This is a genomic window from Nocardia niigatensis NBRC 100131 (genome assembly GCF_000308655.1).
Taxonomy (GTDB): Bacteria; Actinomycetota; Actinomycetes; order Mycobacteriales; family Mycobacteriaceae; genus Nocardia; species Nocardia niigatensis.
Window position 1 is genome coordinate 354,815 of record NZ_BAGC01000040.1, and the last position, 16,976, is coordinate 371,790.

Annotated in this window: 18 protein-coding genes; 9 read left to right on the forward strand and 9 right to left on the reverse strand. The window is 68.8% G+C overall.

The features are described from left to right. Positions 1-87: 87 nt before the first annotated feature. Entirely contained in the window at positions 88-462 is a 375-nt protein-coding gene (locus tag ON33_RS14470; protein WP_040859035.1) for a DUF952 domain-containing protein, read from the reverse strand. Positions 463-775: 313 nt separating this feature from the next. On the opposite strand from ON33_RS14470, the gene ON33_RS14475 reads away from it, so the two are divergent. The 5 genes from ON33_RS14475 (at position 776) to ON33_RS14495 (ending at position 6,204) form a co-directional block, all read left to right on the forward strand. Beyond that, positions 776-2,602 (forward strand): acyl-CoA dehydrogenase, encoded by a 1,827-nt coding sequence (locus ON33_RS14475; RefSeq protein WP_040859294.1) that lies wholly within the window; start codon positions 776-778, stop codon positions 2,600-2,602. 471 nt (positions 2,603-3,073) lie between these two features. Further along, a complete protein-coding gene (locus ON33_RS43315; RefSeq protein WP_040809921.1) occupies positions 3,074-3,268 on the forward strand; it encodes a DUF7455 domain-containing protein in 195 nt (64 codons plus the stop codon). Between the two features lie 300 nt (positions 3,269-3,568). Continuing rightward, on the forward strand, positions 3,569-5,302 hold the full coding sequence (locus ON33_RS14485; protein ID WP_040859296.1) for a DEAD/DEAH box helicase: 1,734 nt from the start codon (positions 3,569-3,571) through the stop codon (positions 5,300-5,302). A gap of 1 nt (position 5,303) precedes the next feature. Next, a complete protein-coding gene (locus ON33_RS14490) occupies positions 5,304-5,852 on the forward strand; it encodes an SWIM zinc finger-containing protein (protein ID WP_040859037.1) in 549 nt (182 codons plus the stop codon). 52 nt (positions 5,853-5,904) lie between these two features. Then, positions 5,905-6,204 (forward strand): DUF1905 domain-containing protein, encoded by a 300-nt coding sequence (locus ON33_RS14495; protein WP_040859038.1) that lies wholly within the window; start codon positions 5,905-5,907, stop codon positions 6,202-6,204. Positions 6,205-6,214: 10 nt separating this feature from the next. Here the strand turns inward: ON33_RS14495 and ON33_RS14500 are convergent, their stop codons facing one another. Beyond that, positions 6,215-7,927, reverse strand: a complete 1,713-nt coding sequence (locus ON33_RS14500) for a DEAD/DEAH box helicase (protein ID WP_040859040.1) — start codon at positions 7,925-7,927, stop codon at positions 6,215-6,217. A 182-nt stretch (positions 7,928-8,109) separates the two neighbouring features. Between ON33_RS14500 and ON33_RS14505 the strand changes: the two genes are divergently transcribed. Continuing rightward, entirely contained in the window at positions 8,110-9,123 is a 1,014-nt protein-coding gene (locus ON33_RS14505; protein WP_051152197.1) for a YihY/virulence factor BrkB family protein, read from the forward strand. Positions 9,124-9,155: 32 nt separating this feature from the next. Here ON33_RS14505 and ON33_RS14510 read toward each other — a convergent pair whose 3' ends face one another. Further along, positions 9,156-9,671 carry a hypothetical protein gene (locus ON33_RS14510; protein WP_040859042.1) on the reverse strand — a complete coding sequence of 172 codons (516 nt, stop codon included), beginning with the start codon at positions 9,669-9,671 and terminating at the stop codon, positions 9,156-9,158. 130 nt (positions 9,672-9,801) lie between these two features. Between ON33_RS14510 and ON33_RS41235 the strand changes: the two genes are divergently transcribed. Next, positions 9,802-9,939 carry a hypothetical protein gene (locus ON33_RS41235; protein ID WP_157184535.1) on the forward strand — a complete coding sequence of 46 codons (138 nt, stop codon included), beginning with the start codon at positions 9,802-9,804 and terminating at the stop codon, positions 9,937-9,939. A gap of 33 nt (positions 9,940-9,972) precedes the next feature. Here the strand turns inward: ON33_RS41235 and ON33_RS14515 are convergent, their stop codons facing one another. Next, positions 9,973-10,218, reverse strand: coding sequence for an acyl-CoA-like ligand-binding transcription factor (locus tag ON33_RS14515; protein ID WP_157184536.1), 246 nt, complete (start codon positions 10,216-10,218; stop codon positions 9,973-9,975). A 33-nt stretch (positions 10,219-10,251) separates the two neighbouring features. Continuing rightward, on the reverse strand, positions 10,252-10,644 hold the full coding sequence (locus tag ON33_RS14520; RefSeq protein ID WP_157184537.1) for a hypothetical protein: 393 nt from the start codon (positions 10,642-10,644) through the stop codon (positions 10,252-10,254). Positions 10,645-10,775: 131 nt separating this feature from the next. Between ON33_RS14520 and ON33_RS14525 the strand changes: the two genes are divergently transcribed. Continuing rightward, positions 10,776-11,207 carry a type II toxin-antitoxin system Rv0910 family toxin gene (locus ON33_RS14525; protein ID WP_040859303.1) on the forward strand — a complete coding sequence of 144 codons (432 nt, stop codon included), beginning with the start codon at positions 10,776-10,778 and terminating at the stop codon, positions 11,205-11,207. 45 nt (positions 11,208-11,252) lie between these two features. Here the strand turns inward: ON33_RS14525 and ON33_RS14530 are convergent, their stop codons facing one another. The 3 genes from ON33_RS14530 to ON33_RS14540 all read right to left on the reverse strand — a co-directional run bounded on the left by ON33_RS14530 (position 11,253) and on the right by ON33_RS14540 (position 15,546). Then, positions 11,253-12,629 carry an FAD-dependent oxidoreductase gene (locus ON33_RS14530; RefSeq protein WP_040859045.1) on the reverse strand — a complete coding sequence of 459 codons (1,377 nt, stop codon included), beginning with the start codon at positions 12,627-12,629 and terminating at the stop codon, positions 11,253-11,255. A 132-nt stretch (positions 12,630-12,761) separates the two neighbouring features. Beyond that, a complete protein-coding gene (locus ON33_RS14535) occupies positions 12,762-13,370 on the reverse strand; it encodes a lipocalin family protein (RefSeq protein ID WP_040859047.1) in 609 nt (202 codons plus the stop codon). 94 nt (positions 13,371-13,464) lie between these two features. Next, complete coding sequence (locus ON33_RS14540) at positions 13,465-15,546, reverse strand: MMPL family transporter (protein ID WP_245550537.1); 2,082 nt, start codon at positions 15,544-15,546, stop codon at positions 13,465-13,467. Positions 15,547-15,625: 79 nt separating this feature from the next. Here ON33_RS14540 and ON33_RS14545 point away from each other — a divergent pair, with 79 nt between their 5' ends. Continuing rightward, positions 15,626-16,129 (forward strand): MarR family winged helix-turn-helix transcriptional regulator, encoded by a 504-nt coding sequence (locus tag ON33_RS14545; protein ID WP_051152200.1) that lies wholly within the window; start codon positions 15,626-15,628, stop codon positions 16,127-16,129. Between the two features lie 17 nt (positions 16,130-16,146). Here ON33_RS14545 and ON33_RS14550 read toward each other — a convergent pair whose 3' ends face one another. After that, complete coding sequence (locus ON33_RS14550; RefSeq protein ID WP_051152125.1) at positions 16,147-16,572, reverse strand: hypothetical protein; 426 nt, start codon at positions 16,570-16,572, stop codon at positions 16,147-16,149. Positions 16,573-16,976: the final 404 nt, after the last annotated feature.

Genomic DNA, 16,976 nt, shown 5'->3' on the forward strand with positions numbered 1-16,976 from the left:
GTCCAGACTAGGACAACCCGCCCGAATCCCGGGGAGCTACATTCCGGCACACCCGTCCGCACGCGTCTCGGACGGGCGAGCGTCGGGTCACTCCGCGGTGAGCGGGGCGAACGATCCGTCGGGGCCGGGCAGGAATGCGGTGACCTCGACGACCGCGGCGAGAGGCAGCGGGCCGTACAGGTGCGGGAACCGCATGGACTCCGGATCGGTGGGCACGCCCGGCTCCCACTGCACCGGGGAGTTCAGCCGAGCCGGATCCAGGTGCAGCAGTACGAGATCGGTGCGTCCGGCGAAGAGGCGATTGGCGGGCAGGTGGGCCTGATAGGGCGCGGAGAGGTGGATGAATCCGGCCTCGGCCAGCGAGGGGGCGCGGTATTCGCCTGCGGCGCGTGCGTTTTCCCAGTCGGCTCGGGAGCAGATGTGCAGCAGGGTCGGCGGCGTCGTGTCCTGTTCGGTTCCCACCTGTCCAATCTAGGTGAGTGCCCTCCGCGAGCTCAGCCAGAAGACGGTCGGCATGCTCGCCGAGGAGCTGCTGATCGCCGGGCTCACCGTGGAACAGGCCGCCGATCGACTCGGCTACGCCAGCGTCTCCGTTCGCCTCGGCGTTGCGGACCTGGAAGGGGCAGTCGCCCGGCCACTTCGGGCGGGCGCACCGCGGCCGCGCTCCGGTGCGCTCCTGGCCACCGACCGTGATCTCGCCCCGCCCTCTCGGACGGCCGCGCGCCTTCTGGTAGACCGGCAGGTACGACTCCCGTACCCGACCGTCCGAGGAACCATGAATCCGTCCAGCATCATGTCCGCCCGCGACCTCGAGTTCCTGCTCTACGACTGGCTGCACGTGGAGTCGCTGACGTCCCGCGACCGCTTCGCCGACCACTCCCGCGACACCTTCGACCAGGTGCTGCGGCTGTGCCAGGACCTGGCCACCACCTACTTCGCGCCGCACAATCGCGAGAACGATCTGCACGAGCCCACCTTCGACGGCGAGCGCGTGCACATCATCCCCGCGGTCGGCAAGGCGCTGCGGGCCTTCGCGGACGCCGGAATGATCGGCGCGGCAATGGATTACGAGATCGGCGGCATGCAGCTGCCGCACTCGGTCTACACCGCGTGCATGTCGTGGTTCCACGCCGCCAATGTCGGCACCGCCGCCTATGTGCTGCTCACCACCGGCAATGCGAATCTGCTTGCCGCGCACGGCAGCCCGGAGCAGATCGACGCCTACGTGCGCCCGATGCTGGACGGCCGCAGCTTCGGCACCATGGCGCTGTCGGAGCCGCAGGCCGGCTCCAGCCTGGCCGACATCACCACCCGCGCCGTCCCCGCCGCCGACGGCTCCTACCGTCTGTTCGGGCACAAGATGTGGATCTCCGGCGGCGACCACGAACTCTCTGAGAACATCGTCCATCTGGTGCTGGCCCGCATTCCGGGCGCACCGGAGGGCACCCGCGGCATCTCGCTGTTCGTCGTCCCCAAGTTCCTGCCCGACGCGGACGGCGACGCGACTGTCCACAACGATGTCGCGCTCTCGGGCATCAACCACAAGATGGGCTGGCGCGGCACCGTCAACACCGCTCCGGTCTTCGGCGACGGCAACTTCACCCCCGGCGGCGAGCCCGGCGCCATCGGCTATCTGGTCGGAGAGCCGAATCACGGGCTGGCCCAGATGTTCACGATGATGAACGAGGCCCGCATCGGCGTCGGCCTGGCCTCCACGGCGCTGGGCTACACCGGCTACCTCAAATCCCTCGACTACGCCCGCAGCCGCCCGCAGGGCCGCCCGGTCAGCGCCCACGGCGGCGCACAGGTGCCGATCATCGAGCACCCGGACGTGCGGCGCATGCTGCTGGCCCAGAAGTCCTATGCCGAGGGCGCGCTGGCGCTGCAGCTCTACTGCGGCAAGCTGGTCGACGAACACCGCACCGCGGCAGACGAATCCGGCCGGGCGCGCGCCGCCACCCTGCTGCGCATCCTCACTCCCATCGCCAAGTCCTGGCCGAGTCAGTGGTGCCTGGCCGCCAACGACCTGGCAATCCAGATCCACGGCGGCGCGGGCTACACCCGCGACTACGACGTCGAGCAGCACTACCGCGACAACCGCCTCAACCCGATTCACGAAGGCACCCACGGCATTCAGAGCATGGATCTGCTCGGCCGCCAGGTCACCCTGGACAACGGCGCGGCCCTGGCCGCCCTCCTGGAGACCATGGCCGCCACCATCGCCGCGGCCCGCGCGAGCGGCGACGCCGAGCTGTCCGAGCACGCCGCCGCGCTGGAGGCCGCCGCCGGTCGCCTGGCCGCCACCACGGCCGGTCTGTGGAGCACCGGCAATCCCGAGGCGGCCCTGACCAATTCGGCGGTCTATCTGGAGGCGTTCGGCCACGTGGTGCTGGCCTGGATCTGGCTCGAGCAGGCCGTCACCGCCAATGCCCTGCCCGCACAGGACCGTCCGCACGCGGCCGAGTGGGAGGCCTTCCGCCAGGGAAAGCGGCTGGCCGCCCGGTACTTCTTCCGCTGGGAACTTCCGCGCACCGCACCACAATTCGACCTGCTCGACTCCGGCGATCGCACCACCCTGGAGCTCGACGAGTCCTGGTTCTGAGCGCCCGCGCGAATCCGCCGTTCGCGCTGCGCGAACAGCGCCGGCAGGCACGTACCCCTTCCGGTATCGACGCGGGCCATGGATCGAGGTCACGCGGTCGCGGACAGGTCTCCAATCCACCCGCCTTGATTACGGTTTGCTGGCGTCCCAGCCACAGAGACCAATCGGAGTGTGAGTGTCGGTGCGCCCGGGTAGTCTCCGGATAGACAACTCGATCAGCGTGTTCGAACGGGAGGTTTCGACATCTCCGGGGGCAGTCACCAGGACCTGTTCGCTTTCAGCGAAATCGCAGGTCGTGTTAGAGAAAACACATGGGAAACTGCACGGGAACAAAGCCCTCGCGCCGAACGTCTGACAAAGTAGTCAACAGCCACTGCTGGGAAGTAGCGGTAGCGAGGTTCGCGGAATGGACCGCGAGCCCCCACACCAGGCAAACGGCGCGCGAGCGCCCGGAGCCAGGACGGAGGAGTCATGCCAGGAACCCTGACAAGCACCCCACTGACCGCGGTCGATCGTTGCGACCGCTGCGGGGCGGCTGCGCGCGTGCGCGCAACCCTTCCTGCCGGTGGAGAGTTGCTCTTCTGCCAGCATCACGCCAACGAGCACATGGACCGTCTTCGTGCGCTCGAGGCCGTGATCGACACGGAGTCGGCACCGGCGCTGTAACAAGCTCCTCCACCTCGGAGAGGCTCGATCGGGAGCCATCATTCTCCGAGAGCCCGCTCGACAATTGAATCTTCCCAACAGAAAACCCGGCAGCGGGCGACCAGCAGGTCGCCCGCTGCCGCTGTTTCCGGACCTTCAGTCGCGGCTGTGGCCTACGCCACACCAATTGCGCTGTGGCATGGGACACGTCGACCACGCTGCGCGCAACGCGAGATTGATCATGTGCGCACGGCGAGATCGGCCGGGTACAACGGATGAGTGCCGGAGACCTCGCAAGCCACCTACCTGCAGGATCGACATATGGTCGCGCTCTGGACGTGGAACGGCCACGCCACCGGACGCGCACCGCGAGACCTGGGCGAGGTGGAGACCCTCGCCCTCGCCGTTCCCGGCCGGGACGGCATCGGCGTCACCGACGTGGAATGCGCTCTGGTGGAACCGGAACGGTTATGCACTATCGCTATTGAAAATTCGGGGGAATCGATATATCTGCTGCGCGAGGCGATCGAGACGGAGGTCGAGGCGCGGCGTCTACCCCTGGCCGCGCACGCCGTCCCGAACGCCACCGGCACCGCCGTCGTGTCGGCGGGCCGGACGCTGCGAGCACTGCGCGACACCGTGGCGCTGGGCGCCGAGCTGCGGACCGGGCTGAAGGCGGAGCTGCGGCCCTATCAGGCGCGCGGCATCACCTGGCTGCGCGAGACCGTCGCCGCGCACGGCGGCGCGGTGCTGGCCGACGAAATGGGCCTGGGCAAGACGGTGCAGGCCATCGGGTATCTGCTCGGGAAGGCCGGGGACGGGCCACAACTCGTGGTGTGTCCCACATCACTGGTCGGCAACTGGGCGCACGAGATCGAACGATTCGCGCCCGGACTGCGCGCCGTGGGCTGGCGAGGCGGGGAGGCGCCGGACGCGGAGGCGGGGACCATCGTGGTGACCGGGTATCCGACGCTGCGCGGACACAGCGCGGCGCTGGCCGGGCAGCCGTGGGCCACCGTGATTTTCGACGAGGCGCAGGTGCTGAAGAATCCGCACACGCAGGTGGCGAAGGCGGCGCGAGCGATTCCGGCCGCCGCGCGGATCGCGCTCACCGGCACGCCGGTGGAGAACCACCTCGACGAATTGTGGGCGCTGCTGAATCTCATCGTGCCGCAGGAGTTCACGCACCGAGCGCAGTTCCGGCGGCGGTTCGTGCGGCCGATCAGCGAGGGATCGGCGAGTGCGGTGCTGCGGCTGCGCGACGCGGTCGAGCCGATCGTGCTGGGCCGCCGCAAATCCCAGGTGGCCGCGGCGCTGCCCGCCAAGATCCACTGTGATCTGGTGTGCGACCTGAGCGCGGAGCAGCAACGGCTCTACGACCAGCTGCTCGACCGGGCCGAGGCCGCCGGCTTCGGAACCGGAGCGCAGCGGCACACGCGGGTGCTGGCGGTGCTGACCGAGCTCAAGCAGGTGTGCAACCACCCCGGGCTGATCACCGGGGAGCTGGACGAATTGCTCGGGCGCTCCGGGAAATTCGACATCTGCTCCGACATCCTGGCCAACAATCTCGACGTGGACGCGCCCACCCTGGTGTTCACCCAGTACCGCAAGACCGGTGAGCTGCTGGTCCGGCACTGTGCCGAGGAGTTCGGGGTGCGGGCGCCATTCTTCCACGGCGGGCTGAACCAGCAGCAGCGCGCGGAAATCGTCGCGGACTTCCAGTCACCGGACGGCCCACCCATTTTGGTGCTCAGCCTGCGGGCCGCGGGCACCGGGCTGACGCTCACGCGGGCCGCCGACGTCATCCATTTCGACCGCTGGTGGAATCCGGCGGTGGAGGCGCAGGCGTCGGACCGCGCGCACCGCATCGGGCAGACCCGCACCGTCACCGTCACCACGCTGACCTCCGGCACCACCCTCGAGGAGCACATCGCGGGCATGCACGACCGCAAGTCGGCGCTCACCGACCTCAGCGATGCGGCGGGGGTCGCGGAGCTGGCGCGACTCGACGACGAGCGACTGCTGGAGCTGCTGCGCCGGAAGCGGGAGAACTGAGATGGCGGACAACGAATTCGGGTACACGGCCTGGGGCAAGGACTGGGTGCGGCTCGCGGAACCGCTCAGCCTCACCAAACCCGAGCCACTGCTCCCCCGGGCCCGCAACATCGCCCGCAACAACGGGGTCCGGACCGAGATCGAGGGCACCGTGGTGCAGGCGCACATCCACCGCGGGTCCGAGGCGTCGGTGACACACCTGGAGCTGACGTCGCTTCCGCGCGCCACCATCGACGCCATCGCCGCGGTGGTGCCCGCCGACGCCCTCACCCTCAGCGACGAACTGCACGCCGCGGTGGCCGGCGCGGGGATCTCGGTGACCCCGATCCTCGCCGCCACCGACTGCTCCTGCCGCGCCCGCAACGCCCGCTGCCTCCACATGCTCGCCACCTGTTACGCGGTGGTCCGCCTGATCGACGAAAACCCCTGGCTCGCACTGGATCTCCAGGGCTACCGCAGCGCCCCGCCCGGAACGCCGACCGATGCCCCGGTCGCGATCCCACGATGGACCCCCATCGACGCGCTCGATCCGGCGGTGTACTTCGGCTGACGCCCCACTCTCCCGGCCCGATTCTGTCGGACCGGACCGCTACCGTCGGCACATGGCGATCTCCACGTACTCGTTCACCGCCGAACTCTGGGAGTGGGAAGCCCAGGCCTCCTGGCATTTCGTGAGCCTGCCCGAGTCGGTCGCCGACGAGATCGAGGAGCGCTTCGGCCATACCGCTTCCGGATTCGGCTCGGTGAAGGTGAAGGTCGCAGTCGGCAGCAGCCGGTGGTCGACCTCGATCTTTCCCGATGGCAAGCGCGGAACATATGTGCTGCCGATGAAGAAGGCCGTCCGCGTCGCCGAGGGGTTGAGCGCGGGCGACCCGGTCGAGGTCGAACTCCAGGTGACCTAGCCCGGCCGGGTCAGATGCGGCGCAGGGCCGCGATGCGCTGGGACAGCTGGTCGGCGGTGGCGAGTGCGGTTGGGGGGCCGCCGCATTCGCGGCGCAGATCGCCGTGGATGACACCGTGCGGTTTGCCGGTGCGGTGGTGATGCATGGCGACCAGGCTGTTCAGTTCCCGGCGCAGTTCGGACAGGCGGTCCGAGGTGGCCGCGCGTTCGGCGGCGGCCTCCACACCGGCGCCGCTCGGACGGGACTCGGCGGCCGCGCTGCGATCCCGAAGCTGACGGGTCTGGCGTTCGCGCAGCAGAGCGCGCATCTGGTCGGCGTCGAGCAGGCCGGGGATGCCGAGGTAGTCGGCCTCCTCGTCGCTGCCGGAGAAGGTGGCGGTGCCGAAGGAGTCGCCGTCGTAGATGACCTGGTCGAGCTCGGCGTCGGCGGCCAGGGCGACGAACTTCTTCTCCTCCTCGCCGGGCTCGTCCTTCTGCCGGTTGGCGTCGATGAGGAGTTCGTCCTCCAGCGAGTTCGCCTCGCGGTGCGGCTTGCCGATGACGTGGTCGCGCTGCAGCTCCAGCTGGGCGGCCAGGTCCAGCAGCACCGGCACCGAGGGCAGGAAGACGCTGGCGGTCTCACCCGTCTTGCGGGCACGCACGAAACGGCCGATGGCCTGGGCGAAGTACAACGGAGTGGAAGCGCTGGTGGCGTAGACGCCGACGGCCAGACGCGGCACGTCGACGCCCTCGGACACCATGCGCACCGCGACCATCCACGGATCGGTGGTCTCGCTGAACTGGCCGATGCGGTCGGAGGAGTCCGGGTCGTCGGAGAGGACGACGGTCGGCTTGGTGCCCGAGATGTGTTCCAGCAGTTCGGCGTAGTCGCGCGCCTTCTCCTGGTCGGTGGCGATCACGAGGCCGCCCGCATCGGGCATGCCGGTGGCGCGCAGCTGGCGCAGGCGGGTGTCGGCGGCGGTGAGGACCTTGGACATCCAGTCGCCGGCCGGGTCGAGGGCGGTGCGCCAGGCGCGGGCGGTCTGTTCGGCATTGAGGGGTTCGCCGAGGCGGGCCGAGTACTCTTCGCCCGCGCTGTCACGCCAGTGCGCCTCGCCGGAGTAGGCGAGGAACACCACGGGTCTGACGACGCCGTCGGCGAGCGCCTCGGAGTAGCCGTAGGTGTGGTCGGCGCGCGACTTCTCGAAGCCGGACTCGTCGGCCTCGTAGGTGATGAACGGGATCTTGGAGTCGTCGCTGCGGAAGGGGGTACCGGTGAGCGCCAGCCGGCGGGTGGCGTCGGCGAACGCCTCCTCGACCGCCTCACCCCAGCTCTTGGCGTCGCCGGCGTGATGGATCTCGTCCATGATCACCAGCGTGCGGCGGTTCTCGGTGCGGACGCGGTGCTTGAACGGATGCGACGCGATCTGCGCGTAGGTGACGACCACGCCGTGGTAGTCCGACGAGGTGGAGCCGGTCGAGTTGGAGAAGTTCGAGTCCAGCTGGATCCCGTTGCGCGCGGCCGACGCCGCCCACTGATGCTTGAGGTGCTCGGTGGGCGCGACCACCGTCACCTGGTCGACCGTGCGGTCGTTGAGCAGCTCAGCGGCCACGCGCAGCGCGAAGGTGGTCTTTCCGGCGCCGGGTGTGGCGACGGCAAGGAAGTCGCGTGGCTTGGTCGTCAGATATTTGGTGAGCGCTCTGCGCTGCCATGCACGTAACGAACCGCCACCACCCGAAGTCACTCGGTAGAGATTAGCGAGTGAGCCCGACAGCTTTCCAATCCGACACAGTCCCGCCGAGTGCCGCACGACACATTGCGGGTCCCGTCCCATTCGAAGCGCTGGTAGGCGATGCTTAGGCCACGATGAACGCGCACGACGAATCTCCGCAACACGCCGACGCGTCGGCACCTACGGCGTCCGTTGTGCTCGCCGACACCCGCTGGGACCGCATCCGGCAGCTGGTCGTCCACGTCGCGGTGAAGGCGTGGAACGACTCGATCTTCACCAAGTCCGCCGCGGCCGCCTTCTGGCAGACGCTCTCGCTGGCGCCGCTGCTGCTCGGACTGCTCGGCAGTCTCGGTTATGTCGGGCACTGGTTCGGGCCGAACACGCTGAACATCGTGCAGTCCAAGATCGTCGCGTTCGCGCGGAAGGCGTTCAGCCCCAGCGTGGTCGACAGTCTGGTGCAGCCGACCGTCAACGACGTGCTGCAACGCGGACACGGCGGCGTGGTGTCGGTCGGGTTCGTGCTGTCGCTGTGGGCGGGATCGTCGGCCATGGCGACCTTCGTCGACGCCATCACCGCCGCGCACGGCCAGGCCACCGCCCGGCACCCGGTCTGGCAGCGGATCTTCGCGCTGCTGCTCTATGCGGGGTTCCTGGTGATCGCGGTGCTCGTCCTGCCACTGATTGCCTTGGGCCCCACCCTCATCGGACGGGTGCTGCCACACGGCTGGCGGGAGCCGGGCCTGCGTCTCATCGACACCTTCTACTACCCGGCCACGGGTCTGCTGCTGATCGTCGGCCTCACGTTCCTCTACAAGACCGCTCTCCACCGCACCCTGCCCTGGCATCGGCTCTTCGGTGGCGCACTGGTCGCGGGCGTGTTCTTCATGGCCGCCAGCGAGGGCCTGCGCCGCTACCTGGCGTGGGTGACCCGGACCGGCATCTCCTATGGCGCGCTGGCGACGCCCATCGCCTTCCTGCTGTTCACGTTCTTCCTGGGTTTCGCCATCATCCTCGGCGCCGAATTCAATGCCAGCGTCGAGGAATTCTGGCCCGCCCGCGCCACCCGGCTGACCCAGCTGCGCCACTGGTGGAACGCCCGCCAACGTGACGCGTCCCCCGAGGCCGCGCCCGGCCCGCCCCCGACGTCGGCCGATCCGGCGGATCAGCGCGACGCGGGCCGCACGGGCACCACCCCCGGCAACGAGTAATCCGACCGGAACCACGGACGAGCGCGGCCCGGTCACCGAGGAGCCGGCACCCCCGTCATGCGCCGCGCCGAGACGTACGCGACGGCGGTGATCGCGACGGCGACCAAGACGGGTGCGAAGGCGATCGCCGGGTTGTCGGGCCGGTCGGCCATCAAGAAGGCCGCGGCCAATGTCTGTGCGGGAACACCCCATTGGACAGCGGCCAGCACTCCCGCACCACGGCCGGTCCGGTTCGAACCGGGGTCGGCCAGTCGCCGACGCGTCCACCCCGAGCTCGCGCCGATCACGGCGGTCGATACCACTCCGGCCCCGAGCCAGGGTCCACCCTTCGCGCCGTCGGCCAGTACGGCGAAGCCCGTGACCGCGGTCAACAGGGTGAACGCCGGCACGGCAAGCAGGGTGAGCCGGACCGCCCGGACAGCTCCCTCGACCCGGATTCCACTGGGCTCCAGCCGGATTCGCGCCAACTCGGTGCACTGCACGCCGACGAGGATCGTCAGCGTCAACGCGATGGTGATGTGTGTAGCCAGCAGCAGCGGATTCGCCATCGGCCCAACCTTTCCTGAGTTCCGACTCAGGATAACCATTTACTGAGTCATGACTCAAGAAATCTCACGCGATCGGCGGCCGAAGCGGCATGGTGTTGCCACCGGAACGGGAGGAGGTGACGATCGAGTGATGAAGAGGGACCGGCTGGACGAGATTCTGGGACTGCTCGACAACAACACGTGCATGCTCGAAGCCGTCCAGGACGAGCTGCTCGGCGAAGAGCCCGACCGGGACGACGAGGCCGGCGCGGAGGCGACACAGCAGTAGGGATGCCGCCTCTTCCGAGGCGGGAATGTCTTGTCAGCCGGCGAAGGCGGTGTCCAGGCACCGCATGGTGCGGTCGAGTACCTCGGCCAGATCCAGCCCGGGCCGGGACAGCCAGTGCTCGTATCCCGCCACGGCGGCGCCGAGCGCACAGTGCGCGACCGTCCGCGGAATCAGGTCGGCGGCCGCCCCACCGAGGCGGGCGGCCACGAACTCCGCGACCACGGCCCGCCAGTCCTGGTAGCGCAGCGTGGAATGCGCCTGCAGCGCGGGAACTTTCAAGGGGCCGAGCGGATTCGGCGAGGCCCGAAACACCTACCGGCGCTCACGGCGCTCGCGGACCAGCGGCACACGGCGACGGCGGCGACGGCCCTGGGCCGGCTGCCGCGAGCGCCGGGAGCGGCCGTAACGCAGCAACTCCATCAACAGATCCTCCGCCGCGCGATACTGCGGGATGTCGACCGACAGCCGCCAGACGACGGCCGGATCACCGGCCGCCAGCGGCGTCGCGCGCACCGGAAGGACATAGCCGGCGATTCCCACATCGGAGAGCGCGAAAAGCACTCTGTAGACCTGCGATTCGTCCAAGTCCGCGAGGACTGCCCAGGCACGGGCATCCAGGCCGTTGCTCAGTCCACGCGATGGAATCCAATGCGGAGTGCCGCGCCGGCTCGCCCAGGGATCGGGGACTTCTCGTGCCGTGGTCATGACGCCCAGTCGTGTGTGGGATGCCGGTCGGCCGGACCGACTGCAGGCGGATGAATTGGCGCACGACACCGAGGCATACCGCAGTTTATGCCTCGTTAGAGCTACATCATGTAACAGATACCATGTGTTTCGTGGCTAAGCTCAAGGTCTCCGTAGACGTCCCGATCGCGCCCGAGAAGGCGTGGTCGCACGCCTCTGACCTGCCCGAACTCGACAAGTGGCTCACCCTTCACGAGGGCTGGCGCGGCCCCGTCCCCGACGCGCTCACCCCCGGGACCCGCCTCATCGGCGTCGCCACCGTCAAAGGCTTCCGCAATCGCGTCACCTGGATCGTCGACACCGCCGAACCCCCGACCCGCCTGGTACTCACCGGTTCCGGCATCGGCGGCACCAGATTCGGCATCGAACTCCGTGTCTCCGCCAGCCCCACCGGCTCGAAGGTCACCGCCGACTTCAACCTCGGCGGCGCACCCCTCTTCGGCCCCATCGGCTCGGCCGTGGCGCGCGCCCTCCGCGGCGACGTCGAACGCTCCCTGGACCGCTTCGTCCAGCTCTACGGCTGACCCGCCGGATCGGGCCGCCGGTCAGCGCGGCCGGCCATCACACACCTACCTGCCGTCACGGCGAACCGCCGTGACGGCCTTGCGGGCGGCGACCTGGACAGGGTCCCAGACCGGGGAGAAGGGTGGGGCGTAGCCGAGGTCGAGGGCAACGATCTGATCGACGGTCAGGCGCGTGGTGAGAGCGACGGCGGCGATATCGATCCGCTTGCCCGCCCCTTCGCGCCCGACGATCTGGACACCGAGCAGGCGGCCGGTGCGGCGTTCGGCGAGCATCTTCACCGTCATGGGCGCGGTACCGGGGAAATAGCCGGAGCGGCTGGTGGATTCGATGGTGACGGTGACGAATTGCAGTCCCGCCGCCCGGGCGTCACGCTCCCGCAGACCGGTGCGGGCGACCTCCAGATCGCACACCTTGCTGACCGCGGTCCCCACGACACCGGGGAAGGTGGCGTAGTCGCCGCCGACGCCGGAACCGATGATCTGACCGTGCTTGTTGGCGTGCGTGCCCAGCGGAATGTGGCGTTCCGAGCCCGACACCAGGTCGAGCACCTCCACACAATCGCCGCCCGCCCAGATGTTCTCGTGCCCGCGCACCCGCATGGCCAGGTCGGTGAGCAGACCACCCGACTCCCCCAGCGGGAGACCGGCCGCGCGAGCCAGGTCGGTGGCGGGACGCACGCCGATACCGAGCACCACCACATCGGCGGGGTATTCGGCATCGGCCGTGGCGACGCCGGTCACCCGGCCCTGCTCATCGGTGTGGACGGCCGTCAGCTCCGCATTGCCTACGACCTGAATCCCCATGCCCTGCATGGCCTTCCGGATCAGCACGCCCATATCCGGGTCGAGGGTCGACATGGGCTCGGCGCCGCGGTTGAGCATGGTCACCTGGAATCCCCGGTTGATCAACGCCTCGGCCATCTCCACCCCGATGTACCCCGCGCCCACCACCACCGCGCGACGTCCCGTGATCGACTCGAGGGTGCCGATGAGGGCTTCCCCGTCATCGAGCGTCTGCACCCCGTGCACGCCGGCCGCGTCGATGCCGGGCAGCGCGGGCCGGATCGGCGTCGCGCCGGTGGCGATCACGAGTTTGTCGTAGCCGGTCCAGTTCTCCCGCCCGGTGTCGACCTCACGAGACCGCACCCGCCGCCCGGCGACATCGATCTCCACCACCTCGGTCCGCAGCCGCAGATCGATGTCCCGCGCCCGATGCTCGGCGGGCGTCCGCGCGATGAGGTCGTCCGGACCGCCCACATCCCCGCCCACCCAGTACGGGATCCCGCACGCCGAGTACGAGGTGAAGTGCCCCCGCTCGAAAACGACGATCTCGAGCTCTGCCGCGCCCTTCAACCTGCGCGCCTGCGACGCCGCCGCCATCCCCGCAGCATCCCCGCCGATGATCACCACCCGTTCGCCCATGCCCCACACGTTACGGGCGTTGGCGCGGTCGGAGGGTGCGCCGAGGCGGCGTATACCGTGGCCGGCGAGGACTGGTGAGGCCGAGTGGAACTCGGTGCGGCACCCCGCAGGATTCGTGCCGAGGCACGTCGCTCAGACGCTACACAGCGGGGCAATCCGGTCCAGGCCACCTGTCGTCGGCGAGGTCAGATACAGGCAGGCGTCCTCCCCCGCCGCGGCGATGGCGGTGCGCACCCGGTCCCACTGCGCCTGGTCGAGTTGCGCGGGACGAGACAAGACGAACCCCGACAGGCGATAGGGGTCGGTGACCAGCGCCCAGGAATAGTCGTCGGCCAGCGCGGTGACGATGTAGTTCGTCGGCCCGGTGCGGCTGTCCTGGGTGGGTACGCCGGGGAAGCTGACATGAAGTTGCGCGCGGGTGACGGGATCGTTGATCGTGGCAGTGCCGCGAATCTCGTTGGTCGTCGAGGCCCAGGTCGTACAGGTGTTGCGCACGGCGATGTCGCCATCGGGGTCGAGGGTGTACTCGGCCTGGGTGTCGCGAGCACAGTTCAGGTTGAAGTACTGCGGAATCGCGGCGAGCTGATTCCAGGTCCCCAGATAACGGGCGGTGTCCAGTTGCGGGACCGGTTGGGGTGGCGACTCCGCCGAGGCGGAGGCGGGCACGACCGATGCGGTCGCGACGGCGGCGACAAACACCGCCACCGCACAGGCGATGGGCCGAAGGCGATTGCGATTCATTGTTCCTCCTTGGTTGACCTCACCATCCTACGCAATCGATGCGTAAACGATGCAGCAATCGGTTCGGTCGACCTGCCTGCATGCTCCGCCCCCGCTATCGATGGGTCGGCGCGGCGGCGCTCGGCGCGAATTCGTCGGGCCTGTTCGCCAGGTGGTTGGGCCACCAGATGCGTGGTCCGATCACGGCATACAGGGCCGGGATGATGACGGTGCGGGTAAGGAACGTATCGAGAAGGATGCCGATACCGACCACGATTCCCAATTGGGTCAGGGTGATCAGCGGCAGCACCCCCAGGACGCAGAACACCGCCGCCAGCACGATGCCCGCGCTGGTGATCACCGAACCGGTGGATGCGACCGCGCGGATCATGCCGTCGGTGGATCCGTGGTCGGCAGCCTCCTCTTTCGCCCTGGCGACCAGGAAGATGGTGTAGTCCACACCGAGGGCCACGAGAAACAGCAGCGCGAACAACGGCACGTTCGTATCCAACGCGGGATAACCGAAGACGTGTGCGCTGAGCCAGCTTCCGAGACCGAGCGACGCCAGGGCGCTGAGCGTTGTCACCCCGACGAGCAGCAGGGCGGCAGGGAGGGCGCGCAGCAGCACCAGCAATACGGTCAGCACCACTCCGAGGATCAGTGGCAGCACCAGCGCTTGATCGCGGCGGGAGGCATTACGGGTGTCCAATGCCTTGGCGTCCGAGCCTCCGACCAATGCGTCGGCACCAGGAATCGGCGCCAAGGCGGTGCGCAGTTGTTCGATGGTGTGGAAGGCCCGTGCCGATCCCGGCGCGGAATCGAGAACCACGGTCCATCGGGTCAGACCACCGGCCGTGCCGCTGGAAGACGCGTTCACCACGCCGTCGGTGGCCTGGAGAGCGGCCTGCACGGCCACATCGGCCTTGCTGTCGGCCACCACGAGCGCGGGGTCGGAGGAACCGGAGGGGAAGTGCGCGGCCAGGGTGTTCAGTCCGTCGACCGATTCAGCCTGGACCCGGAATTGCTCGGCCTGGTTGAGTCCGATGTGGGTGCCGGTCAACAGCGCGGCGCAGGCCGCCAGCAGGATCAGTGCGGTCGCGGCGACGAATCGCGGACGGCGCACAACCCTGAGTGCCACCGCGCTCCATACGCCGGTTCGGGCGACGTCACGGTTGTCGGGCCGGGGAATGAAGGGCCAGAACACTTTTCGCCCACACAGTGCCAGGGCGGGCGGCAGCACGGTGAGAGCGAACGCCACGGCGATCAGTAGACCGAGGGCAGCGAACGCCCCGAGGCTGCGAGTGTTGGGGAGAACGGCAAGCAGCAACGTCAGCAGGGCGAGCACGACGGTGATGTTGCTCGCCAAGATCGTCGGGCCCGCCTTGCGCACCGCGATCCGCAGCGCAGTCCGGTGGTCGGGTGTGGCGTGCAACTCGTCGCGGTAGCGGGAAATCAACAGCAGTGCGTAATTGGTCCCGGCACCGAAGACCAGCACGCTGGTGATACCGGCGGTGGATCCGTCGAAGGACAGCCCGATCGTTCCGGCCGATCCCGCACCGACGGCGGCGGCCACCCGGTCGGCGAGCGCGACCACCGACAGCGGCAGCAACCACAGCACCGGGGAGCGGTAGGTCACGACCAGCAAGACCATCACCACGAGCGCCGTCACCGACAAGAGCAGCACGTTTGCTCCCGAGAACGATTCCGCGATATCAGCACCGAAGGCCGGTCCGCCGGTGACCTGCAGTCGCAGGTCGGCGGGCGCCTGGGCTGTCGCCGCGGCGCGGAGTTCGCGCACCCGGTCCGACAGCGCGAAACCGTTGAGGCCCGCGGGCACCGCTACCTGCCCCAGGGCAGCCTTGCCATCCGGAGCGGTGACGAGCCCGGGCCCGAGCGCCGTACCCATGCGCGACAGTGCCGCACGGGCGGAGTCCAGATCGGCGGTGGACAGCGAGGTGTCATCGACACGGGAGACCACCAGCACCGCCGACGCCGTATCACCGTCCGCGAAGTGCGACAGGGCCCGTTCAGCGCGTGCGGAATCAGAGGATGCAGGCAGCGAGTCGGGCGCTTGCCCACCTGATCCGCCGGTGCCGACGAAGGCCATCGTCGCCACGGCGGCGGCGATGACGACCACCAGCAGTACCCATGATTTGCGGCCGGTGACCAGCACCGCGAACCGCTCCCACGCCTCCACGCCGGTCACTATTTCAGATTCTTAAATATTCGGCAACGACGGTCGCGTTAGGCTCGCGAACAAAGAAACGGAGGCGATGATGACCAACGGCGCTGCCCGACCTGCGGAACCAACGAACGAACGCGCGCGGCTGGAGACCCAGCTGGCTCGAGATCTGCGTGCGCTGTCGTCGGTTACCGAACTGATCGGGCACGCGTTCGCACGCACGAACACACTGCGCCCCAACGACTTCCGCGCGCTCTTGCATGTGGCCACCGCCGATGCGGACAGCACGCCCCTGACCGCCGGCGCGCTGGGCACGCTGATGGGCATCTCCCCCGCTGCGGTCACCTACCTGGTGGAACGCATGATCTCGACCGGGCATCTGATGCGCACGGTCGACACCGTGGATCGTCGCCGGGTGCTGTTGCACTACAGCGAGCACGGAATGGCGGTGGCAGGCGAATTCTTCGGGCCGATCGGCAGTCGAACTCGCGCGGCGATGGCCGATCTGCCGGATACGGACCTGGCCGCAGCGCATCGAGTGCTGTCCGCCGCGATCGCGGCCCTGCGCGAACTGAGCTCGGAACTGGTCGCCACCTGACCGATCGGGCATATCGGTCATGCCATCCGTCCCGGCACCGTTGGATCACCGCCATCGATGAGATCGGCCCGCCGGGCACCCTGCCACGCCTCGTACACCCCGCTCGCGGCGCACAGCAGACCCCAGCCCGAGGTGACCGCTAGGGTTTTCACGCGTTCGGCGCGACCCTCGAGCGCGAGGGCGAAGACCGACGTGTCCGCCACGTCGCAGGCCACCCTGATGATGACGGCGGTCCGGCGAGCACGAGGGTCGTCGGCGAACGCCAAGGCCAGCCCGGAGACCAGGTCGCGCAGCGCGACCAGCCGCGCCGCAGCCCGCAATTCGGGTTCACCACCGGTGCCGAGTCCGGTCGGGCGCAGCAGAATCTCGGGCCGGATGGACACTGCCACACCGTAAGCCGCGGTCGCGAGCCCGATCAGCCGCGCGGGAGCAGTCGCATTCATCGCGGCACCGCCACAGCTCGGGCCGACGCCACAACCGGCCTGTGCCCGAGGACCGACTGCGCGACGCCGATGTGCGCATGTCCACCCAGCCTCGAATCAGCGTCGTAGGGAAGGACTTCGCAGTCGCAAGCCGGCGCCCAGGCTGGGGTCCCGGGACCCGCGACCGCGATGCGGGACGCGACGTGGGCGTGACCGGCCACCGAGGCGGCCACGGAAAGACTTCGCGGCGCGGTGGCACACATCGAGCGCACAGGTCCGCGAGGTGGAGTCGTGTTCATCGTTCCTCCAGCAATCGTGCGAGCCGGGCGGATAGTGGCCTAGCTGACTGCTTCGACAGTAGCATTCAATCGATGCAAAAACGATGCGCCCTATGTCGCGGATCGTGGGCGGTCGACACTGCAGGC